The following is a 24239-nucleotide window of genomic DNA, read 5'->3' as shown; positions in this document are numbered from 1 at the left end:
GTTGCCGCCGTCGCCCCCGTCGCCGCCCCGGGCGCCGGTGCCGCCCGTGCCGCCATTGCCGCCGCGGCCGCCGAACGCGGCGGCACCGGGTGCGTTCTGCTGGGCCAGCCCGGCGTTCCCGCCGTCACCGCCCATACCTCCGCCCGCGCCGTCACCGCCGTCGCCGCCGTTTCCGCTGACCGTGAACAGGTGGCGGCCTCCGAAGAACCCTCTGGCGCCCTGCCCGGTGCCACCCTGTCCGCCGGACTGGTTGCTGCCGGGAGCTCCGCCGGCACCGCGGCCGCCGTTGGCCCCGGTGATCGCTCCGTCGACGACGGTGCCGGTGAACGGCAACCCCGAGGTCCCGAGATAGCTGGGGTTTCCCGTGGCGCCGCGGCCGCTCGGAACCGGATTGTCGCCGTCGAGCCCAACCCCGCCCTTGCCGCCGTTGCCGCCGTTGCCGCCATTTCCGTGCAGCCGTCCCGCGGAACCACCGGCACCGCCCTGCCCGCCGGCCATGCCCGGTCCACCATCTGCGCCGTTGCCGCCGTCGCCGCCGTTTCCGGTGTCGGCGAAGCGGCCCGCGTTGCCGCCGGCACCCCCGTCCTGGCCGGGATATCGACCGTCTCCCCCACGGCCGCCGTTTCCGCCAAGAAGTCCGCCGTTGCCACCTTTGCCACCGTTCGCACCATCACCGCCGTCGCCCCACAGCAGCCCCCCGTTGCGGCCGTTGCAGGCCGCGCCGGTGCAGTCGGCCGGGGCGTCGGCACCATCGCCGATCAGCCAGCCCCCGGTCCCGATCATCCGGACGCGTGGAGTCGCCGCCCGCACGCCGACAGCGGCGGAGCCCGTGTCGCCGTGCACAGATCCGGACCGACCCAGCCACCAAATCGGTTGGAGTACTGCGGTTTCCGAGGACATCGCCGACTCAGTCGAGGCCAGAGCGACGTCGAGGCGGACGGGATTGCCCGCACCGGGCGGCAGAGTCATGACGACGCCGGCCCCGATCATCGCCGCACCACCGGTGCTTGCCGCGAGCCACTGCAGCACCGTCGTCCGGCCCCGTCCCGTCGCCGCGCCACGCTGCGCTCTGGACATGTTCGATCCCCCCGCGATTGACGTCCATGAATTGCTGGAATCTAACCGGCAAATCATGAGGTCCGTCAATAGGCTCGCCGTGACAGGCCCGCGGTCGCAGCGGCGGCACCACCGGACGGACGCTAGGTTGGCACCGTGCACCAGCGCGTCAACGTCTCTTCCGACTCACCCTTCGAAGACGCGGTCGGCTATTCGCGCGCAGTACGGGTGGGTCCGTTCGTCGCGGTCGCGGGCACCACCGCCCCCGGTGCCGATGCAGCGGAACAGGCTCGAGAAGTGTTGCGGCGCATCGCTGTCGCACTCGGCGAGGTAGGCGCTTCGCTGTCCCACGTCGTGCGCACCCGCATGTTCGTCACCGACATCAGCACCTGGCAGGAGGTGGGCGCGGTGCACGCGGAGGTCTTCGGTGCCGTCCGCCCCGTCACCACCATGGTTGAGGTCGCTGCGCTCATCGATCCGGGACTGTTCGTCGAGATCGAAGTCGATGCCTATGTCGAGAGCGACATCTAGGTCGGAGTCGTCAGCGGAGCGAACTGACCGTCGAAGCCGGGGACGTAGGGAGTGACGCGGATCACAGCAGTGACCGGCAGTTCTCCATACAAATGTGGGAACTCCATGCCATCTGGATCGGTCGGAACCCCCGGCTCCCAGCGAACAGGAGATGTCAACCGTGCCCCGTCGATGTGCAGCAGCACCAGGTCCGTGCGTCCGGCGTAGAGCCGGTTCGCGGGCAGATGGACCTGCTCCGGCGTGGACAGGTGGACGAATCCGACCTCGGTCAACGACGACGGCCGGTGGGCGCCGCAGCCGGCCGCTGCCGCCCACTCGTCGGCACTGCACAAGTGCACATAGTCGGCACCGTCTCGAGGATGGGACACACCAGCCGCCTTTCGGAGTCGTCGGCCGAAGGGCCGTGAGACACGACACACCCGTAAACACCCGGGGAACAAGGCCGAAACCCCGAGCGTCTGACACAGTAGAACTACGTCGCTACACCCTATGGAGGTGCCATGACCGCAACGCTCACCAGTCCGGAATTGACCAGGGCTGATCGCTGCGACCGGTGTGGAGCGGCGGCCAAGGTACGTGCCAAGCTTCCGTCGGGAGCTGAGCTGCTGTTCTGCCAACACCACGCCAACGAGCACGAAGCGAAGCTCGTCGAGCTGGCCGCGGTGCTCGAAGTGAGCCCGGTGGAGTCGTAAACCGAAATTCGGCATGCTGGGCTGGTCATGAGTGACCAGTCTGAGCGGCCGGCTGATCGACCGCCGCGTCCGTCGCCCTCGCGTCACCACATCCGTCAGATGTCGGTGAGGACCCTGTCCAAGAGTTGGGACGATTCGATTTTCTCCGAGTCGGCTCAGGCTGCCTTTTGGTGCGCGCTGTCGCTGCCCCCTCTGCTCCTCGGCATGCTGGGAAGCCTGGCCTACATCGCGCCGCTGTTCGGGCCCGATACGTTGCCGATGATCGAGAACCAGCTGATCAGCACGGCGGGGCGGTTCTTCTCGCCGAACGTGGTCAGCGAGATCATCGAGCCGACCGTTCGCGACATCGTGCGTGGCGCGAGGGGCGAGGTGGTGTCGATCGGCTTTGTGATCTCGTTGTGGGCGGGCTCGTCGGCCGTGTCGGCGTTCGTCGACTCGATCACCGAAGCACACGACCAGACCGAGCTGAGACACCCCGTCCGCCAGCGCTTCTACGCGCTCGGGCTCTACGTCGTCATGTTGATCGGCGCGATCATCACCGCGCCGTTCTTGGCGCTCGGTCCGCGCAAGCTCGCCACCTTCATCCCCGACAGCTGGGACACGGTGCTGCGCCTCGGCTACTACCCGGTGCTGTTCGTGGCGATCACGCTGGGAGTGCTCGTCCTCTACCGGGTGTCGCTTCCCAAGCCGCTGCCGACGCACCGACTGCTTCTGGGCTCGGTGCTGGCGACCACGGTGTTCCTCATCGCCACGTGGGGTCTTCGGCTGTACCTGACGTGGATCACCAGCACCGGCTACACCTACGGCGCGCTCGCCACACCGATCGCTTTCCTGCTCTTCGCGTTCTTCCTCGGTTTCGCGATCATGATCGGGGCCGAACTGAACGCGGCGATCCAAGAGGAGTGGCCGGCGCCCGCCACACACGTCAACCGCGTGCGCGAGTGGCTGGAGACGCGCTCGGATGTGCCGAGCAGGAATGGATCCGCACCCGCAGGCACCCCCGCGGCGCCCGCGGTGCCGGACTCCGACGCGGCTACTTCTTGAGTTGGTCGTAGATGCGCTTGCAGTCCGGGCAGACCGGCGATCCCGGCTTGGCCGAACGCGTCACGGGAAACACCTCGCCGCACAGCGCCACCACATGCGTACCCATGACGGCGCTCTCGGCGATCTTGTCCTTCTTGACGTAGTGGAAGACCTTCGGGGTGTCGTCATCGGTCCCGTCGTCGACGCGTTCGTCGGTGTCGGGGCGCTCGATCGTCTGCGTTTGCATGACGCCATTCTGCCTGGGAACGAAACGGTAATAAATGCGGCAGGCATGGCCTGCCCGAGATGTGGAACAGTAGAGACATGAAACAAGGCCAAGAGCTGAGTTTCGACGACGAGGGCCGGCCCGTACTGATCACGAGGGCTGCCCCCGCCTACGAGGAACAGCACCGTCAGCGGGTTCGGAAGTACCTGACATTGATGTCCTTCCGCATCCCGTCACTCATCCTTGCCGCCGTCGCCTACGGCATCTGGCACAACGGTCTGGTCTCGTTGGCCATCGTGGTGGTGGCCATCCCGCTGCCGTGGATGGCGGTGCTGATCGCCAACGACCGGCCGCCGCGGCGCGCCGAAGAACCGCGGCGCTACCAGAACCAGCAGCGCATCCCGCTGTTCCCCACCGCTGAGCGCCCGGCTCTCGATGTCGGGCGTCCGCGGGCACCGCAACCTGATCCGGACGAATTCGGCGACGGCTACCGCAGCTGAGCGCGTTCTTGCTCATTTCTCAGCACATTCTCAGGTCGTGCCCGAATAACCGCTGATCAGAAGGTGTGAAGCGGATCCTTCGTGGGAACTCTGAGCGGGTCTGGGGCGTTGAAGCTCTTGAAAGTTCCACCCGATCAGGAGGCCGTCATGGCAAATGCCACCACCAGCCGCATGGACCAAGACCTCGACGCTCAGTCCCCCGCCGCCGACTTGGTGCGCGTGTATCTGAACGGGATCGGGAAGACGGCTCTGCTCAACGCCGCCGACGAGGTCGAGCTGGCCAAGCGGATCGAGGCGGGGCTCTACGCGCAGCATCTCCTCGCGACCCGTAAGCGGTTGGGCGAGAACCGCAAACGCGATCTCGCGGCGGTGGTACGCGACGGCGAGGCCGCCCGGCGGCATCTGCTCGAGGCGAACCTGCGACTGGTGGTGTCGCTCGCGAAGCGCTACACCGGCCGCGGGATGCCGCTGCTGGATCTGATCCAGGAGGGCAACCTCGGTCTGATCCGCGCAATGGAGAAGTTCGACTACAGCAAGGGTTTCAAGTTCTCCACCTACGCCACCTGGTGGATTCGGCAGGCGATCACCCGCGGCATGGCCGACCAGAGCCGCACCATCCGCCTGCCCGTGCACCTGGTGGAGCAGGTCAACAAGCTGGCCCGCATCAAGCGCGAGATGCATCAGAACCTCGGCCGCGAGGCCACTGACGAGGAACTGGCCGCCGAATCGGGCATTCCCGTGGAGAAGATCACCGATCTGCTCGAGCACAGCCGCGACCCGGTGAGTCTGGACATGCCTGTCGGCAGCGACGAGGAAGCCCCGCTGGGGGACTTCATCGAAGACGCCGAGGCGATGTCGGCCGAGAACGCGGTGATCTCCGAACTGCTGCACACCGACATCCGGTACGTGCTGGCCACGCTCGACGAGCGCGAGCAACAGGTGATCCGGCTTCGCTTCGGCCTCGACGACGGGCAGCCGCGCACACTCGACCAGATCGGCAAGCTCTTCGGGCTCTCCCGGGAGCGGGTCCGTCAGATCGAACGTGAAGTGATGGCCAAGCTCCGCAATGGTGAGCGCGCCGACCGGCTGCGCTCGTACGCCAGCTGACGCCTTTTCCCAGTAGGCCCGCCGGAGATCCTCCGGCGGGCCTACTGCTTGTCCTGGCCCGGTGTGGCTCGCGTCGCCGCAGGAAGGGCCGCCTGTGCAGCGGGCGGCCGGTAGACTCGGCGCGAACGGAGGGTGTGCGAATGAACGATCTTGTCGATACCACCGAGATGTATCTGCGAACCATCTACGACCTCGAGGAAGAGGGCGTGGTACCGCTGCGCGCGCGCATCGCAGAGCGTCTCGAACAGAGTGGCCCCACCGTCAGCCAGACCGTGTCCCGGATGGAGCGCGACGGGCTGCTCCGCGTGGCCGGCGACAGGCACCTCGAACTCACCGACAAGGGGCGCGCGCTGGCCGTGGCGGTAATGCGCAAGCATCGTCTCGCCGAACGCCTGCTGGTCGACGTCATCGGATTGCCGTGGGAAGAAGTTCACGCCGAGGCGTGCCGGTGGGAGCACGTGATGAGCGTGGATGTCGAGCGTCGGCTGGTGCAGGTGCTCGACAACCCGACCACCTCACCGTTCGGTAACCCCATTCCCGGGCTTTCCGAGCTCGGCGTGGACAGCCTGATCGACGAGACACGCAACCTGGCACGCCTGACGGAGATGCCCGCCGGCATGCCCGTCGCCGTGGTGGTGCGCCAGCTCACCGAGCATGTCCAGGGCGACGTCGACTTGATCGCGCGCCTCAAAGACGCCGGCGTGGTCCCCAACGCACGGGTGACGGTCGAGGTCAACGACCACGGTGGGGTGATGATCGTGATTCCCGGCCACGAGCAGGTCGAACTCCCCCACGAAATGGCGCACGCCGTCAAGGTCGAGAAGGTCTGACCGTCTCACCCGGCGCGCCTGCCGAACGTCCGGCGCGGCGGTAGCCGGACGCCGAGTTGCGCCGCGAGACGGTAGCCGGTGCGCGCCAACTCGCGGATCTGCTCCGGCCGCAGTCCCGAGTGAAGGGCCTGATCGAGCATTCCCGCCATCCGGTGCAGCGGCTGACACCGCAGTGCAGCCTCCAGCGAGATCCCGGCCAATGGCCCGTCTCCGCGGGCATAGGCGGAGAATGCCAGCAGGACAAGAGCTTCCACCCGCCACGGCGCAGGAAGACGACGCGACAAGTCGGCCCACAGCGCTTCGGCCATGCCCGCACGGTCGCCGACGGCGAGCGCGTACAGCGTGTCCCGCACCCGCGGATCGGTCAGCGACAGCGCCAGCCGGCTGGCCTGCTCGTCGCGCACCGCCTCCCCTGCGGCGAGTTGTTCGGCGCACTCCAACGCGTGCTCGATGTCGCTGCGCGCCGAAGAACTCGCGCGGGTGCTCTCCAGTGGCCCGGCCGCTTCGATCAGCTGCGCCAGCATGTCACTGTGTGCCGGATCGCTGACGGACACGACGTCGAGTAGCTCGTCGCGACGGGCGTAGAGCCGCCGGCCGTCCAGCACCGCTGCCGCCGCGACGGGCGACGCGCTCGGGTCGTCGACCGTTCCCGTGGCGCCGCACCCGTCCGCGCAACTCCACCGTCCACCAGCGGCCACCGCATCGACCACGTGCGCGGCCATCAGTTCGATGCCCCACCGCGCGACCTCGGAGGCGAGGTCACGCGCCCAGTCGCGATAGAGGTCCTTGCACATGGGGCAGCTCGCGCCCTCCGCGTCGACGATCACCGCGATCACCGCCTCCGCACCGGAGGCGGCCGCCAGTTCGGCCAGATGCGGCACGCACGTCTCCCGTGGTTCGGACAGATCGGCACGCATGACCGCGCCCATCTCATCGTCGGCGACGGTGACGAGCACAATGGATTTCTCGGGCACGAAGCCCAGTACGGCGGGCAGCGCAGCGATCAGGGCGCCGGGCCGGTCGAGGGGGGCGTCGGAGCGTGGTGTCGAGGACATACCGCCAACCTGGCAACTGACACCGACAGCGAGGCGCTGTCGCCGTCGCGGCCCCGCCGAACTGGGGACGAAATCGGCATTGGGGACAACCCGGGCAGTGTTCACGAGAAGTTGACCTCCGCCGACATGCGTATCGGCGGCAAGCACGCGAGTCTGTGTGCATGGCTTCGATGCTGGAATACGACCTGGTGGTCATCGGTTCGGGTCCGGGCGGACAGAAGGCCGCGATCGCCGCGGCCAAGCTCGGCAAGTCCGTGGCGGTCATCGAGCGGGGGCGCATGCTCGGCGGCGTCTGCGTCAACACCGGAACCATCCCGTCCAAGACGCTGCGCGAGGCGGTCGTCTACCTCACCGGCATGAACCAGCGCGAGCTCTACGGCGCGAGTTATCGAGTCAAGGACAAGATCACCCCGGCCGATCTGCTCGCCCGCACCACCCACGTGATCAGCAAGGAACAGGACGTGGTGCGGTCCCAGTTGATGCGTAACCGCGTCGACCTGATCTCAGGACACGGCCGCTTCGTCGACGCGCACACCGTGACGGTGGAGGATCCCGAGCGCCGGGAGCACACCACGGTGACGGGCCGCTACATCGTGCTGGCCACGGGCACGAAACCCGCGCGGCCGCCGGGCGTGGAGTTCGACGACAACCGGGTGCTCGACTCCGACGGCATCCTCGACCTCAAGTCATTGCCGACGTCGATGGTCGTCGTCGGTGCCGGCGTGATCGGCATCGAGTACGCGTCGATGTTCGCAGCACTGGGCACGAAGGTGACCGTCGTCGAGAAGCGCGACACCATGCTCGACTTCTGCGACCCCGAGATCATCGAGTCCCTGAAGTTCCATCTGCGGGATCTGGCGGTCACGTTCCGCTTCGGTGAAGAGGTAACCGCCGTCGACGTCGGCTCCACCGGCACGGTGACGACGCTGGCCAGCGGCAAGAAGATCCCCGCCGAGACGGTCATGTACTCCGCGGGCCGGCAGGGCCAGACCGAGCATCTCGATCTCGCCAACGCAGGCCTGGAGGCCGACCATCGCGGCCGGATCTTCGTCGACGACGATTTCTGCACCAAAGTCGATCACATCTACGCCGTCGGCGACGTCATCGGCTTCCCCGCGCTGGCGGCCACGTCGATGGACCAGGGCAGGCTGGCGGCCTATCACGCGTTCGGAGAGCCGTGCCACGGGATGACGGAGCTGCAGCCCATCGGGATCTACTCCATCCCCGAGGTGTCCTATGTCGGGGCGACCGAGGTGCAGCTGACCAACGACGCCGTGCCGTACGAGGTGGGCATCTCACGCTATCGGGAGCTCGCGCGCGGCCAGATCGCCGGCGATTCGTACGGGATGCTCAAACTGCTGGTGTCCACGGAAGACCTGACCCTGCTCGGGGTGCACATCTTCGGCACCAGCGCCACAGAGCTCGTGCACATCGGACAAGCGGTGATGGGCTGCGGCGGAACCATCGAGTACCTGGTCGACGCGGTGTTCAACTATCCGACGTTCTCCGAGGCGTACAAGGTCGCAGCGTTGGACGTGATGAACAAGCTGCGGGCGCTGAAGCAGTTCCGCGCCTGAGACCCTCAGCACGACGGTCAGCCGCCCGGGATCGCGCTGCAGCCGTCGTCGAATCCGCTCGGCGGGTCATCTGATGGCCCGTCCGCTTCCGCGCGGGCCACGAGCGCGCGGATGGCGGGGCCGAAGGCCGGCGAGTAGGACACCTCGTCGCGGCATCCCCCGCCGTCGAGTCCGCCGATGACCCCCACCACCGCCGAACCCGACATCCACGGCGCCCCGGAGAAACCGGCCACGATGCCGTCGCAGTGCACCACCGGGAATCCGTCGCGCGGCGGCGCGGTCGCCGCGGAGCATGCGGTCGGTCCCCCTCCGACGCCGCTGCTGTAGCCGACGACAGTGACGTCGGTCCCGGCTGCGGGTGCGGTGCCCAGACGTAGTCCGCCACCGGCGAGGAATCGCAACGAATCACCGTCGTTGCGGCTGACCCGTGCGATCGCGAAGTCCGCAGCGGGGTCCTGGTCGGCCGTCCAGCGCGGATCGAGGTAGACGGCGTCGATCCGCCACGAGTCATCCGGCGACGCGGCCCCGGAGAACGCGGGCACGAAGGTGGTGTCGTCGCCGTCGGTCACGCAGTGGGCGGCGGTGAGGATCAGATCGGCGACGGCGGACTGGATGACCGAGGCGGTGCAGAAGTGCAGGTCGTCGGCGCCGTGGAACAGCGCACCGACTCGGGGATCCGGCGTCACGGGTTGCGCGGCGGGGATCTGGTCAACGCTGCTCGTCGTCGGTGCGATCGCCGATTGCGGTGCAGAATGGGCCGCCCCGCACGCGGTCAGCATGGCCGTGGTGAGCACCGCCAGGACAGGCCGAACGCAGGCGAGCAAGCGCATACCCTCCGATGATCCTCCTCGTGGCGTTTTCGTGACGGTCAGCGAGGGTAGATCGGGCCCGGGTGCAGCGGAATGCCACGTCGGGGCACGAGCGTTCGATGACTTGGGTGATGACTCCGGTGGGGCGCAGGATCGTCGGTGAGAGACACTGGTGGGACACCCGACATCGAGAGGAGGCGAGGAACATGGCTGACGAGACGGATTCCGGTCAGCACTACCGGCCCGAGCAGACGGGCATGTACGAGCTCGAGTTCCCCGCGCCTTCGCTTTCTTCCCCCGACGGGCGCGGACCGGTGTTGATCCACGCCCTGGAGGGCTTCTCGGACGCGGGCCGGGCCATCAAGCTGGCCGCGGAGCACCTCAAGAGCACCCTCGACACCGAGCTGGTGGCGTCCTTCGCGATCGACGAGCTGCTCGACTACCGGTCGCGGCGCCCGCTGATGACGTTCAAGACCGACCACTTCACCAGCTACGAGGAGCCCGAACTCAACCTGTACGCCATCCGCGACGCCGTCGGGACGCCGTTTCTGTTGCTGGCCGGGCTCGAGCCGGATCTGCGGTGGGAGCGCTTCATCACCGCCGTGCGACTTTTGTCCGAACAGCTGGCGGTGCGACGCGTCATCGGCTTGGGTGCGATCCCGATGGCTGTGCCGCACACGCGCCCGATCACGCTGACCGCGCATGCCAACGACAAAGAGCTCATCGCCGAACACCAGCCCTGGGTCGGTGAGGTCGCGGTGCCCGGCAGCGTGTCGAATCTGCTGGAGTTCCGGATGGCTCAGCACGGTCACGAAGTGGTCGGCTTCAGCGTCCACGTGCCGCACTACCTGGCGCAGACGGAGTACCCGGCCGCGGCGGAGACGCTGCTGGCCGAGGTGGCGCGCAGCGCATCGCTGCAGATCCCGACCGCCGATCTGAGCAGGGCGGCGGCAGAGGTCGCCGAGAAGGTGAACGAGCAGGTGGCCGCGAGCGCGGAGGTCGCTCAGGTGGTGGACGCCCTGGAGAGGCAATACGATGCGTTCGTTGCCGCACAGGAGAACCGGTCCCTCCTTGCGCGCGACGAGGAACTGCCCAGCGGCGACGAACTCGGCGCCGAATTCGAGCGGTTCCTCGCCCAGCAGGCCGGCGAGTACCAGAAGGACAAAGACAAGGACGATCCCCGGGACAGCTCGTAGTCGTCCCGGGTCCGTCAGGGCCTCACAGGGTCCGACCCGTCCCGACGACGAAGTGGGCGACATGAGATGTGATCGCGGGCGATGACCGAACGCACACCGAACCTGCGTCCGGTGCGCGAGCTGACGCCGACGTTGCAGTTCCGCACGATCCACGGTTACCGGCGCGCCTACCGCATCGCCGGTTCCGGGCCGGCGATCCTGTTGATCCACGGAATCGGTGACAACTCCACGACGTGGAGCACGGTGCAGACCGCGTTGGCGCAGCGCTTCACGGTCATCGCGCCCGATCTCCTCGGCCATGGGAAGTCCGATAAGCCGCGCGCGGATTACTCTGTCGCCGCATACGCCAACGGCATGCGGGATCTCCTCAGTGTGCTCGGTATCGACAGCGCGACCGTGATCGGCCATTCGCTCGGCGGTGGCGTCGCGATGCAGTTCGCCTACCAGTTCCCCCAGTTGGTCGAGCGGCTCATCCTCGTCGGCGCCGGCGGGGTGACCAAGGATGTCAACATCGCCCTGCGGCTGGCGTCCCTGCCGCTGGGTACCGAAGCTCTTGCGCTGCTGCGCCTGCCGTTGGTGCTGCCGGCGCTACAGCTCGCGGGCCGGCTCGGCGGTGCGCTGTTCGGGTCGACCGGCGCGGGTCGCGACATCCCGGACATGCTGCGGATCCTCGCCGATCTGCCGGAGCCAACGGCCTCGTCGGCTTTCGCACGGACGTTGCGCGCCGTCGTGGATTGGCGCGGCCAGGTCGTCACGATGCTCGACCGCTGCTATCTGACGCAATCTGTCCCGGTGCAATTGATCTGGGGCAGCGGCGATTCGGTGATTCCGGTCGGACATGCCGAGATGGCCCACACCGCCATGCCCGGCTCACAACTCGAGATCTTCCCCGGTTCCGGGCATTTCCCTTTCCACGACGATCCGGACCGCTTCGTCGAGGTGGTCGAGAAGTTCATCGACGGCACCCAGCCCGCGGTGTACGACCAGGAGTATCTGCGCTCGCTGCTGCGAACCGGGATCGAGGAGAGCGCTCTGTCGGGCTCGGTGGACACCCGCGTCGCGGTGCTCGATGCGATGGGCGCCGACGAGCGCAGCGCCACCTGAGCAGGACTGTCGTCTCAGCGTCGCCGCCACGGCGCGTCCTCGTCGTAGCATCGGTTCATGGCCATCGACGTGACTGTGCTGCGGGTCTTCACCGACGAGCAGGGCGACTTCGGTAACCCGCTGGGCGTCATCGACTCCGCTACCGTGTCCCCTGCGGACCGCCAGCGCATTGCAGCCGAATTGGGCTACAGCGAAACGATTTTCGTCACCATGCCCGAGTCCGGCAGCCGCACGGCGCATGCTCATATCCACACTCCGACCACCGAGTTGCCGTTCGCCGGGCATCCGACCGTCGGTGCGGCATGGTGGCTCAAGCAGCGGGGCACACCGATCCGGACGTTGCAGGTGCCTGCCGGGCTCGTCCAGGTCGAGTACAGCGATGCCCTGACCACGGTGAGCGCACGCGCCGAATGGGCCCCGGAGTTCGCGATCTACGACATCGACGACCTCGAGTCATTGGCCGCCGCCGATCCCGACGACTATGGCGACGGTGATGCCGACGAGTACTACCTGTGGACCTGGCGCGACCGGGATGCCGGCGCCATTCAGTCGCGGATGTTCGCCCCGGGCCTCGGCATTCGCGAGGACGAGGCGACGGGCGCAGCGGCCGTGCGTATCACTGAATACCTGAGCCGCGACTTGACCATCGTGCAGGGCCGCGGCTCGGTGATCCACACGGTGTGGAGCCCCGAAGGATGGGTGCGGGTGGCCGGGCGGGTGGTCGAGGACGGCCACCGCGAGCTCGACTGAGCGGCCTCAGCCGTTCGCCGACACCTCGCGGTGCGCACGCAGAGCCTCAATCTCGCGCTCGAAATCCTCGGCCGAGGAAAAGGACCGATACACCGAGGCGAATCGCAGGTAGGCCACTTCGTCGAGATCGCGCAGGGGACCCAGGATCGCCAGTCCCACTTCGTGACTCGGCACCTCGGGAGATCCGGTGGCGCGCACGGCGTCCTCCACCTTCTGCGCCAGCAGATTCAGTGCGTCGTCATCGACCTGCCGTCCCTGGCAGGCCCGCCGCACACCCTTGATCACCTTCTCGCGACTGAACGGTTCCGTGACGCCGCTGCGCTTCACCACCGCCAGCACAGCGGTTTCGACCGTGGTGAACCGGCGCCCGCATTCAGGACACGAGCGGCGTCGGCGGATTGCCTGGCCCTCGTCGGTTTCTCGGGAATCGACGACCCGAGAATCCGGGTGACGGCAGAACGGACAGTGCACCACCGCTCCTTCACCGCACCGACGGACCACTTCGAACGCCTTCGAGCGTACCTGCGGCGACGGCACGCAGCTCAGCACAGGACCCATCGGCGCGTTCCAGACCGAGATGTCCACGATCGCCACGGCGCTGCCTACCGGCGAGACTGCTCGTCCGCGCTCAGGCGATCGGTGCGATCAACGTCTGACCGGCGGTCAGCGCGACCGTCTCGAGCTGGTTGAGTTCGCGGATCTGGGCGACCACATCGGTCACCGGCGCATGCGGAGCGACGCGCTGAGCGACCTGCTGCAACGACTCTCCGGTGTGCACCTGGACGACTGCCAGCCGGCCAGGAACCTCTGCCTGCGGCCCGACCACGCCACCGGCCTGAGCCACCAGGCCCAGCCACAGCGTGATCGCCCCGGCCACGAGCGCCAGCAGAACCGTGGCCGCGGGCGTGATGGGACGGCGGCGATGCGAGGCCCGCGACACGAGCACGCCGCTGCCGCGGTACTGCAGCGGAGCGCCTCCAGGCCGCTGGCGGCGGCGCTGCCGGCGCGCCCTGACGGTCCGCCCGTTCGGCGCGGCCGCGCTGGCCGGGCCGATCCGCACAGGACGGGCACACCGGCCTGCGGGCTGACGGACATCGGGCGTGTGGAGAACGGTCATCTGACTGCCTTTCGCTCCGGGATTCGCTCTTGTGTTCGAACCTTACTCGATCATGTGTTCGATGAATAGAACACGTGATCGAACTGTTGCGAACGCTAACGGAGGGCACCGACACGTCGATCCGGCCGCATCCTCCCGATCAGGTACGGACAACACGCCTCGAACACATGTTTGATTACGCGTGCGTCGCGCGTTACATTCGTGACCATGAGCGACGACAGCAGCGACACCACGGCCGGTCCGGACTCCGCCAACCGACGTGACCGCGGGTCAGGCCTGACCGAACGTCAACGCACCATCCTCGAGGTCATCCGTTCTTCGGTGACCACCCGCGGTTACCCACCGAGCATTCGGGAGATCGGCGACGCCGTCGGCCTGACGTCGACCTCATCGGTGGCACACCAACTGCGCACGCTGGAACGCAAGGGTTACCTGCGTCGGGATCCCAACCGTCCCAGGGCCGTCGACGTGCGCGGCCTCGACGAGGTCGTGGCGCCTCCGGTCATCACGACGGAGGTCTCCGGCTCGGACACGCTGCCGGAGCCCACGTTCGTGCCGGTGCTCGGGCGCATCGCGGCCGGTGGTCCCATCCTCGCGGAGGAGGCCGTCGAGGACGTGTTCCCGCTACCCCGGGAGCTCGTCGGGGAGGGCTCCCTGTTCCTGCTGAAGGTCGTGGGTGAGTCGATGGTCGACGCAGCGATCTGCGACGGCGACTGGGTCGTCGTGCGGCAGCAGAACGTCGCCGACAACGGTGACATCGTCGCGGCCATGATCGACGGTGAAGCGACCGTCAAGACGTTCAAACGAACCAAGGGTCAAGTCTGGCTCATGCCGCACAACCCGGCGTTCGACCCCATCCCCGGCAACGACGCTGCCGTTCTCGGCAAGGTCGTGACCGTCATCCGCAAGATCTGACGTCACCGACGGGGTTCGTCAGCCTCCGCGGACGAACCCGTTGGTGCGCGCGATCTCCTCTGTGGCGAACCAGATCTCGGCCCGCACCTCGTCGTAATCGGCACTGCCGGGACTCCAGTACAGACCTGATCTGGTGTCGGCCTTGATCGGATACCCGTCGGGAATCGCGTCGGGATCGTCGAGGGGCAGATGCAGCGCCGTGCCCATCGGTGCGATGTCGTCGTCGTCGATGCGGGCGTGCCTGCCGGTGTCGGTGACCTCGTCCCGCTCGAGCATCGGAGCGATCAACGGGGCGGCGGTCAGAGCCGACGTGGCGGCGTCGTGATCGCGGTCAGGATCATGGTCGTCCACCGTCACCGGCGCGTCGTACACCTGCTCGTCAGCTGGGGACTCTTCTGCCGCCGGCTGCACGAAGTCGTGTTCGGGCGCCGACTGAACCCGAGTCGGAGCGGTGTCGATCGCATCGGGGTCGTCCTGCTCGACGAAGGGATCGTCGCCGTGATCGGTCGGGTCGGACCGGTCGGCGGCGGTCGACTCACCGAGCCCCCACAGGCTCAGCCCACTCGGTTCATGTCCGGCGGCTGGGGTCACCGACCCCAGACCCTCCCGCGCGTAGCGGTCGCCGAACAACGCGTCCTCCCCCACCTCGGAATTCGCGGGCTCGTAGTCGTGGTCGTGGCCCTCGTTCAGGCCATCCCGGTCATCCAGATCATCCCGGCCATAGGCAGGCAGTGCGTATGCGTCGTCGTGCTCGCGGCGTCGACGCCGGGCAACCGCCAGCCCGACCACCGCGAGTATCAGCAAAACCGGGATGATCGCCAGCAGCCACCACCACGTCCACCGAACCCCGGAACCGGAACCGGAGTCCCCCTGCGCCGCGGGGGTGGCCTCGGCCGCCTGCTCTCCCGGAACCTCGAGACCGGCCAGTTGCGAGGCGAGGTTCGGCGGTTCGGTGCTGAACCGCTTGGTGGCGGTGTCGTAGGTGATCGCGCCGCCGCTGAACTTCTGGGTGATCTCGTCCCCGCTCTGGGTCTGATCGTCGACCGGGACACCGAGCTCACCCGTGGCGCCGCCGAGCTTCTCCCACGCGGCGTTCATGGCGCCCCGCACGATCACGGCACCGTAGTCGGGAGTCCAGAAGATCACCGGCTTGTCCGCTGCGGCGAAGCTGCTCATGCGACTCGCCGGAGCGACTCCGCCGTCCTTCTCGCCGGTGATCGGGAATCCCAGGTCTCCCTCCGGGCCGCCCACACTTTCGTACTTGGCGAGTACCTGACCGGTGACGACGTTCGCGCCCGTGGCCGGGCTGTAGAAGATCTTGCCGTTGACGAAGTCCTGACCCAGACCGTCGGCACCGATCTTGTAGGGCTCTCCTTCGCTGGCGCCCAACGGACCGAGCGGACCCCCGGCGGCCCGGCGGGCGGCGTTGATCGCCGAGACCGGGTCGTCCGGCACGGAGAGATCGGTGAGCTGCCCGGCCAGGTCGGCCGGGTCGGTGGTGAACTTCTTGGTACGTCCGTCGTAGGAGATCTGGCCACCGGTGAACTTCTGCGTCACCACCGCACCGTCGTACGTTTCGTCCTCGGCGGGGACACCCAGGACTCCCGACGAGCCTCCGAGTTGATCCCAGGCAGCGTTGATCGGGCCGCGGACGACGTGCGCGCCCGTGTTCGGCGTCCAGAAGATGACCGGGTTGTCCGGCGCGCTGAACGTGCTGTTGCGGCTGTCGGGCGCGCGTCCGGGCCCCTCGTCGATGGTCGGAAACCCGAGATCGCTGTCTGCGGCGCCGCCGAGCGACTCGTACTTCTCCAGGATGGCGCCCTGCATGAAGTGCGCACCGGTTGCCGGGGTGAAGAACACCTTGCCCGACGCGAAGTTCTGGGCGAAACCCGGCCCGACCGGGTAGACGTCGCCGTTGGGTGGCCCCAGCGGGCCGGTCTCACCGCCGGTGGCCTGCCATGTGGCGGTGATCGCGTTGCCGGCGTCGACGTCGGGTTGTGCGGTGGCGACAGGCGAGAGGAGCAGCGCCGCGGCGACCCCCAGCAATCCGAGCGCCCAACGACTGGACCCACGTCGACGCAGCATCGGCTGCCGGGTCATTCATCCTCCCCGTGGTCGGCGACTGATGTACTCCATCACGGTTCAGCGAGAAATTACCGCGTGCGTTCACTCTGCGTCAGTGGACTCCGTTTACCAAGTCACCTCGCCGACAGTGCACCGAAAATGCCACTGAGCGGCTACACGCCGAGGCTACGGCCGATGATCTCCTTCATGATCTCGGTGGTTCCGCCATAGATGGTCTGCACCCGGGCGTCGAGATAGGCGCGCGCGACGTCGTATTCGCGCATGTAGCCGTATCCGCCGTGGAGTTGCAGGCAGCGATCGATGAGGTGGACCTGCTTCTCCGTGCTGTACCACTTGGCCATCGCCGCCTGCTCGACGGTGAGTTTGTCCTCCAGGTGCAGGCGGATGAACTCGTCGACCATCAGGCGCACCACGGTGGCTTCGGTGGACAGCTCCGCCAACAGGAAGCGGCTGTTCTGCTGGCTGCCGATCGGCTTGCCGAACGCCTTGCGCTCCTTGGTGTACTGCAGCGTGCCGGCGAGCACGGCTTCCATGGCCGCCGCGGCCATGATCGCGATGCTGATGCGCTCCTGCGGCAGGTTCTGCATCAGGTAGATGAACCCCTGGCCTTCCTCGCCGAGCAGGTTCTCGACGGGCACCTTCACATCGGTGAACGACAGCTCGGCCGTGTCCTGGGCGTCCAGGCCCACCTTGTCCAGCTTGCGACCCCGCTCGAATCCCTCCATACCGCGCTCCACGACCAGCAGCGAGAAGCCGAGCGCGCCCTTGTCCGGGTCCGTCTGGGCGACGACGATCACCAGGTCGGACAGGATGCCGTTGGTGATGAAGGTCTTGGAACCGTTGAGCACGTAGTGGTCGCCGTCGCGCACGGCCCGGGTCTTGATGCCCTGGAGATCACTGCCCGTGCCGGGTTCGGTCATCGCGATCGCGCTGATGTACTCGCCGCTGCAGAACTTGGGCAGCCAGCGCTGCTTCTGCTCCTCGGTGCCGAGCCGGATGAAGTAGGGCGCCACCACATCGTTGTGCAGGCTGAAGCCCAGGCCGCTGTAACGGCCGGCGGTGACCTCTTCGGTGATGACGGTGTTGTAGCGGAAGTCGGTCACTCCGCCGCCGCCGTACTCCTCCGGCACCGCCATGCCGAGGAATCCCTGCTTGCCCGCTTCCACCCAGACGCTGCGGTCGACGAGTTTGTCGGCCTCCCATTGATCGTGGAACGGCGCGACGTGGCGCTCGAGGAACGTGCGGAAGGAGTCGCGGAACATCTCGTGCTCCGGTTCGAACAGCGTGCGCTCGTAGGCGATGACGGATTTTTCGGCTGCAGAGCCCATGGAGGTTCCTCGCGTCGGTGATCGGAATCGTTGCCGCCACGCTACCCCACCCAACCGGATGGTTGGTCGCACGGCGGCGCGGAGAATCCGGCGCGCTTTCCTGCACACGCCCGCCCTACACTCGGGCCCATGGGCACCAGCCTCACCCACTGGGGCGCATTCCGCGCCACCGTCGAGGCCGGCGACGTCGCCGCGGTGGCCCCGATCGCCGGCGACACCGACCCGTCACCCGCGCTGGGCAATCTGCCGGGTTCGGTCCGTCACTCGTCGCGCATCACCGGCCCCGCGGTGCGCCGCGGTTGGCTCGAGGCCGGCCCCGGACCGAGCGACCACCGTGGTGCCGACGACTTCGTCGCCGTCAGCTGGGACGAGCTCACCGAACTCCTGGCCGCCGAACTGCGCCGTGTCATCGACCGGTACGGCAACACCGCCCTCTACGGCGGCTCATACGGCTGGGCCAGCGCCGGCCGCTTCCATCATGCGCAGAGCCAAGTTCATCGCTTCCTGAATTGCCTTGGCGGGTACACGTTCTCCCGGCACTCCTACAGTCTGGGCGCGACCGGGGTGATCATGCCGCGCGTGGTGGGCACCCATGACGATCTGTTCAAGCGGTCCACCGCCTGGGACGTCATCGTCGAGCACACCGAGTTGCTGGTGTGCTTCGGCGGGGTGGCGCTGAAGAACACCGGCGTCAATCACGGTGGGACGACGGCACATCCGGCCCGGGACGCGCTGCACCGCTTCCGCGAGCGCGGGGGCAGGATCGTGTCGTTCTCGCCGTTGCGCGACGACGTCGACGGACCCTGCGACTGGTTCGCGCCGGTGCCCGGCACCGACGTGGCGATCATGCTGGCTCTGGCATACGTCCTGGCAACCGAGTCGCTGGCCGACCGCCGATTCCTCGCCACCTACTGCACGGGGTACGAGCGTTTCGAGAACTACCTGCTCGGCGGCGACGACGGCGTACCCAAATCGCCGCAGTGGGCGGCCGCGCTCTGTGGCCTCGACGCCCAGGACCTGATCGCGCTGGCCCGCCAGATGGCCGCGCACCGCACGATCGTCACGGTCAGCTGGTCGTTGCAGCGCACCAGGTTCGGCGAGCAGGCGCCGTGGATGGGGTTGACGCTGGCCGCGATGCTGGGGCAGATCGGGCTGCCCGGCGGCGGATTCGGCCACGGCTACGGGTCGATGAACGAGCCGGGGCTGCCGCCGCTGCGCTGTGCACTGCCCCGCCTCCCGCAGGGCCTCAACCCCGTCACGTCGTTCATCCCCGTCGCGGCCATCAGCGACATGCTGCTGCGCCCGGGAGAGCCGTTCGACTACAACGGGTTACGGCTCACCTATCCCGACATCCGGCTCGTGTACTGGGCAGGCGGCAATCCGTTCCACCATCACCAGAACATTCCGCGGCTGCGTCGCGCGCTGGGCCGGGTCGACACCATCGTGGTGCACGAGCCGTACTGGACAGCGATGGCCAGGCACGCCGACATCGTCGTGCCATCGACGACGTTCCTCGAGCGCGACGACTTCTCCGGTTCTCGCAACGATCCGGTGCTGATGGCGATGCCGCGGCTGACCGAGCCCTATGCCGACGCACGCGACGATTACGACACCTTCGCCGCGCTGGCGGCCGCCCTCGATGTCGAAGAGGCTTTCACGGAAGGTCGGACGTCGGCGCAGTGGCTGCACCACCTCTACGAGACGTGGTCACAGACACTGGATTTCACCGTGCCGACGTTCGACGAATTCTGGTCGGCGGGGCGGCTGGAGCTCCCGGTCGAGGACGGCCTGACCCTGCTGTCCGATTTTCGCGCCGACCCGGTCGCGCACCGGCTGGGCACGCGCAGCGGGCTGATCGAGATCTTCTCCACTGACATCGACGGCTTCGGGTATCCGGACTGCGCGGGGCATCCGGCGTGGTTCGAACCCGCCGAATGGCTCGGCGGTCCACGCGCGCAGCGCTATCCGCTGCACCTGGTGGCCAACCAGCCCGCAGCCCGGCTGCACAGCCAACTCGACGGAGGAAAGGCGAGCCAGGACTCGAAAGTGGCCGGGCGCGAACCTGTCCGGATGCATCCGTCGGACGCGCAGGCCCGCGGACTGAACACCGGCGACGTGGTGCGGGTGTTCAACGACCGCGGCGCGTGCCTGGCCGGAGTGCTCATCGATGACCGGGTGCGGCCGAGGGTCGTGCAACTGTCGACCGGGGCGTGGTACGACCCGATCGACCCCGCGGATCCCGATGCGATGTGCGTGCACGGCAACCCCAACGTGCTCACCGACGACATCGGCACGTCATCGCTGGCGCATGGCTGTACTGGCGCACACGTCCTCGTCGACATCGAGAAGTACACCGCGACACCGCCTCCGGTGCGCGCACATCAGCCGCCGCGAATAGTCAGAAGGTAGCGAACTCGCTCAGTCCGGCGGCGAGCGCGACCGGCACCCGGGCCTTGATCCGGGTGCCTGCCTCGATGTGTTCGGTGGCGTCGATGCGGCCTTCGGAGTGCACCCGCGCGACCAGGTCCCCGCGGTCGTAGGGAATCGTCACATCGACGGCCATGTCGGTGGGTTCGACGAGTTCGGCCATCCGGGCCCGCAGCCGGTCAAGTCCGTCGCCGGTGTGCGCCGAGACGAACACCGCCTCGGGCAGCGCCCGGCGCAGCGTGGCCAGCATCAGTCCACTGGCAGCGTCGGTCTTGTTGACCACCAACAGTTCTCGCGGCGCCGCGATGCCGTACTCGGCGACCACGTCGTTGATCACTGCGCGCACAGCGTTGATCTGGGCCAGCGGGTTCACATCGGACCCGTCGACCACGTGCACCAGCAGTTCGGCGTCGACGACCTCCTCCAGCGTCGAGCGGAACGCCTCGACCAACTGGGTGGGCAGGTGTCGCACGAATCCGACCGTGTCGGTCAGGACGAACGGCCGTCCGTCGTCGAAGTGTCCACGGCGCGTGGTGGGTTCGAGGGTCGCGAACAATGCGTTCTCGACCAGCACGCCGGCTCCGGTGAGCGCGTTGAGCAGGCTGGATTTGCCGGCGTTGGTGTAGCCGACGATCGCGATCGACGCCACCTCGCTGCGCCTGCGCCCGCTGCGCTGGGTGTCGCGGATCTTCTTCATGTCCTTGATCTCACGACGCAGCTTGGCCATCCGCTCTCGGATGCGCCGGCGGTCGGTCTCGATCTTCGTCTCACCGGGGCCGCGGGTGCCCACGCCGCCTCCGGCGCCGCCGGCCCGGCCGCCCGCCTGCCGGGACATGGACTCACCCCAGCCGCGCAGCCGGGGCAGCATGTACTCCATCTGTGCGAGCGAGACCTGCGCCTTGCCCTCCCGGCTGGTCGCGTGCTGGGCGAAGATGTCGAGGATCAAGGCCGTGCGGTCGATGACCTTGACCTTGACCACCTTCTCCAACGCGTTGAGCTGGGCCGGGCTCAGCTCACCGTCGCAGATGACCGTGTCGGCGCCGGTGGCCACGACGATCTCGCGCAGCTCGGCCGCCTTGCCGGAACCGATGTAGGTGGCGGGGTCGGGCTTGTCGCGGCGTTGGATCAGGCCCTCGAGCACCTCGGAGCCCGCGGTCTCGGCGAGCGCGGCCAGTTCGGCGAGGCTGGCGTCGGCGTCGGCGGCGGAGCCTTCGGTCCAGACGCCGACCAGGACCACTCGTTCGAGGCGCAGCTGGCGGTATTCGACCTCGGAGATGTCGGCCAGTTCGGTGGAGAGCCCGGCCACGCGGCGCAGGGCCGAGCGCTCTTCGAGGGCCAGCTCACCAAGGCTGGGGGTGTCATTGCGGAATTCGGGATACGTCATAGGCGAATCAAGGTTCGCACGGAGAACACTGTTCATGCACCCGCTTTAACGTCCATGCGCGGCCCACCATTCCTCGGCGAGCTCGCCACGGGCGACCAGGACCGATGGTCCGCGCAGGTGACTGCTCGCGTCGGTGACGGTGACGGTGACGGCGCCGCCCGGGACGTGCACACTCACCTCGCCGGTCTGCGCGCCCTGCTGGGCCAGCGCGGCGACCGCGGCGGCGACGGTGCCGGTCCCGCAGGAGCGGGTCTCCCCCACGCCGCGCTCGTGCACACGCATGGTGACGGCGGAATCGGCGTCCAGGGCGGTGAGCACCTCGATGTTGACTCCGTCGGGGAACTGTTCGCGGTCGAAGCTCACCGGCGCCGCCACGTCCAGGGCGGCCAGCGCCTCTGCGGTCAGCCCCGGGTCGACGCAGGCCAGGTGTGGATTGCCGACGTCGACGGCGAGGCCGGCGAACGACCGTCCGCCGACGGTGGCCGTGGACGAGCCGAGCACATTGGCTTTGCCCATCTCGACGGTGACGTCGGCGCGCACCGCGTCGACGGCGTGCAGCACCACCGGGCGCGGCCCCGCGAGCGATCCGACCACGAACTCGTCGCGGGTTTCGAGCCCGCTCGCCCGCAGGTAGTGCGCGAACACCCGCACCCCGTTACCGCACATCTGGGCGATCGACCCGTCGGCGTTGCGGTAGTCCATGTACCAATCGCCGTCGCTCAGCCCCTCCGGCAGCCGATCGAACACACCTGCTGCTCGCGCCGCGCCCGCGGTGGTCACGCGGAGCACGCCGTCGGCGCCGAGACCCTGTCTGCGGTCGCACAGCGCGGCGACGGCGGCGGGTGCCAGCGTCAGCGTGGCCGCCAGGTCGGGCAGCACGACGAAGTCGTTCTGCGTGCCGTGACCTTTGGCGAACTCCACTGGCTCAGGATACGTCCCGCCAGATGCGCACTGCGCTGTCGGCGAGATCGGCGGAGGAGCCGTCGAGCCAGGTGATGCGGTGATCGCGGCGGAACCACGACCGCTGCCTGCGGACGTAGCGGCGGGTACCGACGAAGGTGGGAACTCGCGCGGTCGTGCCGTCGCCGCCGGCGTCGAGATCGGCCAGGACCTGTGCGTAGCCGAGCGCGCGGGCCGCGGTGACGCCTTCCCGCAGGCCACGTTCGGTCAGCGCGCGCACCTCGTCGACCAGGCCCGCGGCGAACATGGCGTCGGTACGCTGCGCCAGGCGGCGATCGAGAACGTCGCGGGGCCAATCCAATCCGACGATCGCGGTGTCCCATCGCGGCGCCCCGATGGTGGGCGCCGACGCCGCGAACGGCCGGCCCGTCAACTCGACGACTTCCAGGGCACGCACGATGCGCCGCCCGTCGCTGGGCAGGATCGACGCCGCCGCGGCGGGGTCCACCGTCGCGAGCTCCCGGTGCAGTCCTGCGACTCCGACCTCGGCCAACCGCGCCTCCCACCGAGCCCGCACATCCGGATCAGTGGCGGGAAACGACCACTCGTCGAGCAGGGACTGGATGTAGAGCATCGAGCCGCCGACGATCAGCGGCACCGCGCCGCGGGCCAGGATCGCCTCGATGTCATCGGATGCGGCTTGCTGGTAGCGGGCCACGGTCGCGGTCTCGGTCACCTCGAGCACGTCGAGCTGGTGGTGCGGGATCCCGTGGCGTTCGTCGGGGCGCAGCTTGGCCGTGCCGATGTCCATTCCGCGGTAGAGCTGCATCGCATCGGCGTTGACCACCTCGACGGAGTGGCCGATCAGGTCGGCGACGGCCAGCGCGAGGGCGGATTTGCCGGTGCCGGTCGGGCCGATGATCGCCAGCGGCCGGGTCACGGGGTCCAGACGCCCACGACGTAGCCGACACCGTAAGGGGCCCCGTGGTAGAGCTGCTCGGCGGCGCTCGGACCGGGTTCGGCAAGGCCGGCGAGCACCTGGTAGGCGACCCGGCCGACGATGCCGTCGGGCAGAGCGGCCAGCGCTGCGCATTCGCCCCCGGCGAGCGCGTCGTCGAGAGCGGCCTGCAACGGCACGGAGTCCGGGTCGTACCCGCCGGGTGCGGCCGCGGTCAGGGTGTTGGCTCCGTCGGCGACCAGGAGCACCCCGACGGCCTCCTGCGTGGCGTCGAGCTCACGCCGTAGCTCCCGGCCGGCGGCCACCGCGACCGCCGACGGCGTGTCCGCGGTCCAGGTGCGCACCTCGACCGAAGCCGAATCAGCGACGAGACCGCGTAGCCACCCCGCGATGAGCGCACACAGCGGCAGGGGTTCGGGTTCGCCGGCCGCCGCGCCGGACAGCCGGATCGCCACGTCCACCCCGTACCCGGCGAAGGTGCCGGTCGTGTCGGGCCCGTATACGGCGTCCTCGGCCGCCACGCCGACGGCGACCCAGCGGGAGGGCAGGCGGCCGGCCGCCGTCACTGCCGCGGTGCACAGATCGGCGACCTCGGCGGCGGCCGCCCCGGCCAGTTCGGGAACCATGACCGGCGGTGACGGCACGATCGCGATGGCGGTCAGCACGGAC

The 24239-nt window shown here is 68.3% G+C and carries 24 protein-coding genes and 1 pseudogene; 12 read left to right on the top strand and 13 right to left on the bottom strand.

Annotation, left to right across the window (positions count from 1 at the left end):
• Positions 1 to 1077: pseudogene (locus MHN84_RS29755) on the bottom strand (hypothetical protein); the annotation flags it as partial.
• Between the two features lie 135 nt (positions 1078 to 1212).
• Here MHN84_RS29755 and MHN84_RS25045 point away from each other — a divergent pair.
• Entirely contained in the window at positions 1213 to 1587 is a 375-nt protein-coding gene (locus MHN84_RS25045; RefSeq protein ID WP_241207218.1) for a RidA family protein, read from the top strand.
• On the opposite strand, the gene MHN84_RS25040 is transcribed toward MHN84_RS25045, so the two are convergent.
• On the bottom strand, positions 1584 to 1955 hold the full coding sequence (locus MHN84_RS25040; protein WP_241207217.1) for a DUF952 domain-containing protein: 372 nt from the start codon (positions 1953 to 1955) through the stop codon (positions 1584 to 1586). The two genes, MHN84_RS25045 and MHN84_RS25040, sit on opposite strands and share 4 nt — an antisense overlap.
• Positions 1956 to 2087: 132 nt before the next feature.
• Between MHN84_RS25040 and MHN84_RS25035 the strand changes: the two genes are divergently transcribed.
• Both MHN84_RS25035 and MHN84_RS25030 read left to right on the top strand, forming a co-directional pair.
• On the top strand, positions 2088 to 2279 hold the full coding sequence (locus MHN84_RS25035) for a hypothetical protein (RefSeq protein WP_143817575.1): 192 nt from the start codon (positions 2088 to 2090) through the stop codon (positions 2277 to 2279).
• Positions 2280 to 2306: 27 nt separating this feature from the next.
• Complete coding sequence (locus MHN84_RS25030; protein WP_241207216.1) at positions 2307 to 3323, top strand: YihY/virulence factor BrkB family protein; 1017 nt, start codon at positions 2307 to 2309, stop codon at positions 3321 to 3323.
• Here MHN84_RS25030 and MHN84_RS25025 read toward each other — a convergent pair.
• Positions 3313 to 3549, bottom strand: a complete 237-nt coding sequence (locus MHN84_RS25025; protein ID WP_241207215.1) for a DUF3039 domain-containing protein — start codon at positions 3547 to 3549, stop codon at positions 3313 to 3315. The genes MHN84_RS25030 and MHN84_RS25025 overlap by 11 nt on opposite strands.
• Before the next feature lie 59 nt (positions 3550 to 3608).
• On the opposite strand from MHN84_RS25025, the gene MHN84_RS25020 reads away from it, so the two are divergent.
• The 3 genes from MHN84_RS25020 (at position 3609) to MHN84_RS25010 (ending at position 5965) form a co-directional block, all read left to right on the top strand.
• Positions 3609 to 4028 carry a DUF3099 domain-containing protein gene (locus tag MHN84_RS25020; RefSeq protein WP_374238423.1) on the top strand — a complete coding sequence of 140 codons (420 nt, stop codon included), beginning with the start codon at positions 3609 to 3611 and terminating at the stop codon, positions 4026 to 4028.
• A gap of 147 nt (positions 4029 to 4175) precedes the next feature.
• Positions 4176 to 5135: a sigma-70 family RNA polymerase sigma factor SigB gene (gene sigB / locus MHN84_RS25015; protein ID WP_241207213.1), complete on the top strand. Its 960-nt coding sequence runs from the start codon at positions 4176 to 4178 to the stop codon at positions 5133 to 5135.
• A 140-nt stretch (positions 5136 to 5275) separates the two neighbouring features.
• On the top strand, positions 5276 to 5965 hold the full coding sequence (locus tag MHN84_RS25010; protein ID WP_241207212.1) for a metal-dependent transcriptional regulator: 690 nt from the start codon (positions 5276 to 5278) through the stop codon (positions 5963 to 5965).
• A 5-nt stretch (positions 5966 to 5970) separates the two neighbouring features.
• Here MHN84_RS25010 and MHN84_RS25005 read toward each other — a convergent pair whose 3' ends face one another.
• Positions 5971 to 7020 (bottom strand): DUF4192 domain-containing protein, encoded by a 1050-nt coding sequence (locus MHN84_RS25005; RefSeq protein ID WP_241207211.1) that lies wholly within the window; start codon positions 7018 to 7020, stop codon positions 5971 to 5973.
• Between the two features lie 170 nt (positions 7021 to 7190).
• Here MHN84_RS25005 and sthA point away from each other — a divergent pair, with 170 nt between their 5' ends.
• Complete coding sequence (gene sthA / locus MHN84_RS25000) at positions 7191 to 8597, top strand: Si-specific NAD(P)(+) transhydrogenase (protein WP_241207223.1); 1407 nt, start codon at positions 7191 to 7193, stop codon at positions 8595 to 8597.
• Between the two features lie 17 nt (positions 8598 to 8614).
• On the opposite strand, the gene MHN84_RS24995 is transcribed toward sthA, so the two are convergent.
• Positions 8615 to 9427 (bottom strand): serine protease, encoded by an 813-nt coding sequence (locus tag MHN84_RS24995; protein ID WP_241207210.1) that lies wholly within the window; start codon positions 9425 to 9427, stop codon positions 8615 to 8617.
• A 185-nt stretch (positions 9428 to 9612) separates the two neighbouring features.
• Between MHN84_RS24995 and MHN84_RS24990 the strand changes: the two genes are divergently transcribed.
• The 3 genes from MHN84_RS24990 to MHN84_RS24980 all read left to right on the top strand — a co-directional run bounded on the left by MHN84_RS24990 (position 9613) and on the right by MHN84_RS24980 (position 12456).
• The gene (locus MHN84_RS24990) at positions 9613 to 10602 is read left to right on the top strand and encodes a proteasome assembly chaperone family protein (RefSeq protein WP_241207209.1); all 990 of its coding nucleotides are present in this window, start codon (positions 9613 to 9615) and stop codon (positions 10600 to 10602) included.
• A gap of 81 nt (positions 10603 to 10683) precedes the next feature.
• Entirely contained in the window at positions 10684 to 11706 is a 1023-nt protein-coding gene (locus tag MHN84_RS24985) for an alpha/beta fold hydrolase (protein WP_241207208.1), read from the top strand.
• A gap of 57 nt (positions 11707 to 11763) precedes the next feature.
• Positions 11764 to 12456, top strand: coding sequence for a PhzF family phenazine biosynthesis protein (locus MHN84_RS24980; RefSeq protein WP_241207207.1), 693 nt, complete (start codon positions 11764 to 11766; stop codon positions 12454 to 12456).
• A gap of 6 nt (positions 12457 to 12462) precedes the next feature.
• Here the strand turns inward: MHN84_RS24980 and nrdR are convergent, their stop codons facing one another.
• Both nrdR and MHN84_RS24970 read right to left on the bottom strand, forming a co-directional pair.
• Positions 12463 to 12927: a transcriptional regulator NrdR gene (nrdR, locus tag MHN84_RS24975; protein ID WP_241207222.1), complete on the bottom strand. Its 465-nt coding sequence runs from the start codon at positions 12925 to 12927 to the stop codon at positions 12463 to 12465.
• A gap of 157 nt (positions 12928 to 13084) precedes the next feature.
• The gene (locus MHN84_RS24970; RefSeq protein WP_241207206.1) at positions 13085 to 13573 is read right to left on the bottom strand and encodes a hypothetical protein; all 489 of its coding nucleotides are present in this window, start codon (positions 13571 to 13573) and stop codon (positions 13085 to 13087) included.
• Between the two features lie 207 nt (positions 13574 to 13780).
• Here MHN84_RS24970 and lexA point away from each other — a divergent pair, with 207 nt between their 5' ends.
• The gene (lexA, locus tag MHN84_RS24965; RefSeq protein ID WP_241207205.1) at positions 13781 to 14488 is read left to right on the top strand and encodes a transcriptional repressor LexA; all 708 of its coding nucleotides are present in this window, start codon (positions 13781 to 13783) and stop codon (positions 14486 to 14488) included.
• Between the two features lie 18 nt (positions 14489 to 14506).
• Here lexA and MHN84_RS24960 read toward each other — a convergent pair whose 3' ends face one another.
• Positions 14507 to 16588, bottom strand: coding sequence for a hypothetical protein (locus MHN84_RS24960; protein ID WP_241207204.1), 2082 nt, complete (start codon positions 16586 to 16588; stop codon positions 14507 to 14509).
• 137 nt (positions 16589 to 16725) lie between these two features.
• Positions 16726 to 17901, bottom strand: coding sequence for an acyl-CoA dehydrogenase family protein (locus MHN84_RS24955; RefSeq protein WP_221359687.1), 1176 nt, complete (start codon positions 17899 to 17901; stop codon positions 16726 to 16728).
• Between the two features lie 129 nt (positions 17902 to 18030).
• Here MHN84_RS24955 and MHN84_RS24950 point away from each other — a divergent pair, with 129 nt between their 5' ends.
• Positions 18031 to 20310 (top strand): molybdopterin guanine dinucleotide-containing S/N-oxide reductase, encoded by a 2280-nt coding sequence (locus MHN84_RS24950; protein ID WP_241207203.1) that lies wholly within the window; start codon positions 18031 to 18033, stop codon positions 20308 to 20310.
• On the opposite strand, the gene hflX is transcribed toward MHN84_RS24950, so the two are convergent.
• Genes hflX through MHN84_RS24930 form a run of 4 tightly spaced genes read right to left on the bottom strand, consistent with a single transcriptional unit; the run spans position 20300 to position 24235 of the window.
• Positions 20300 to 21712 (bottom strand): GTPase HflX, encoded by a 1413-nt coding sequence (hflX, locus tag MHN84_RS24945; RefSeq protein ID WP_241207202.1) that lies wholly within the window; start codon positions 21710 to 21712, stop codon positions 20300 to 20302. The genes MHN84_RS24950 and hflX overlap by 11 nt on opposite strands.
• Positions 21713 to 21757: 45 nt before the next feature.
• The gene (gene dapF, locus MHN84_RS24940) at positions 21758 to 22633 is read right to left on the bottom strand and encodes a diaminopimelate epimerase (protein ID WP_241207201.1); all 876 of its coding nucleotides are present in this window, start codon (positions 22631 to 22633) and stop codon (positions 21758 to 21760) included.
• A 4-nt stretch (positions 22634 to 22637) separates the two neighbouring features.
• Positions 22638 to 23552: a tRNA (adenosine(37)-N6)-dimethylallyltransferase MiaA gene (gene miaA, locus MHN84_RS24935; RefSeq protein WP_241207200.1), complete on the bottom strand. Its 915-nt coding sequence runs from the start codon at positions 23550 to 23552 to the stop codon at positions 22638 to 22640.
• Positions 23549 to 24235 carry a hypothetical protein gene (locus MHN84_RS24930; protein WP_241207199.1) on the bottom strand — a complete coding sequence of 229 codons (687 nt, stop codon included), beginning with the start codon at positions 24233 to 24235 and terminating at the stop codon, positions 23549 to 23551. The genes miaA and MHN84_RS24930 overlap by 4 nt, the downstream gene beginning before the upstream one ends.
• Positions 24236 to 24239 lie beyond the last annotated feature (4 nt).

The sequence above is a fragment of the Mycobacterium sp. PSTR-4-N genome (assembly GCF_022348085.1).
GTDB lineage: Bacteria > Actinomycetota > Actinomycetes > Mycobacteriales > Mycobacteriaceae > Mycobacterium.
Note: the sequence above shows the minus strand (reverse complement) of the source record. Positions and strands in the feature narration are given on the sequence as shown.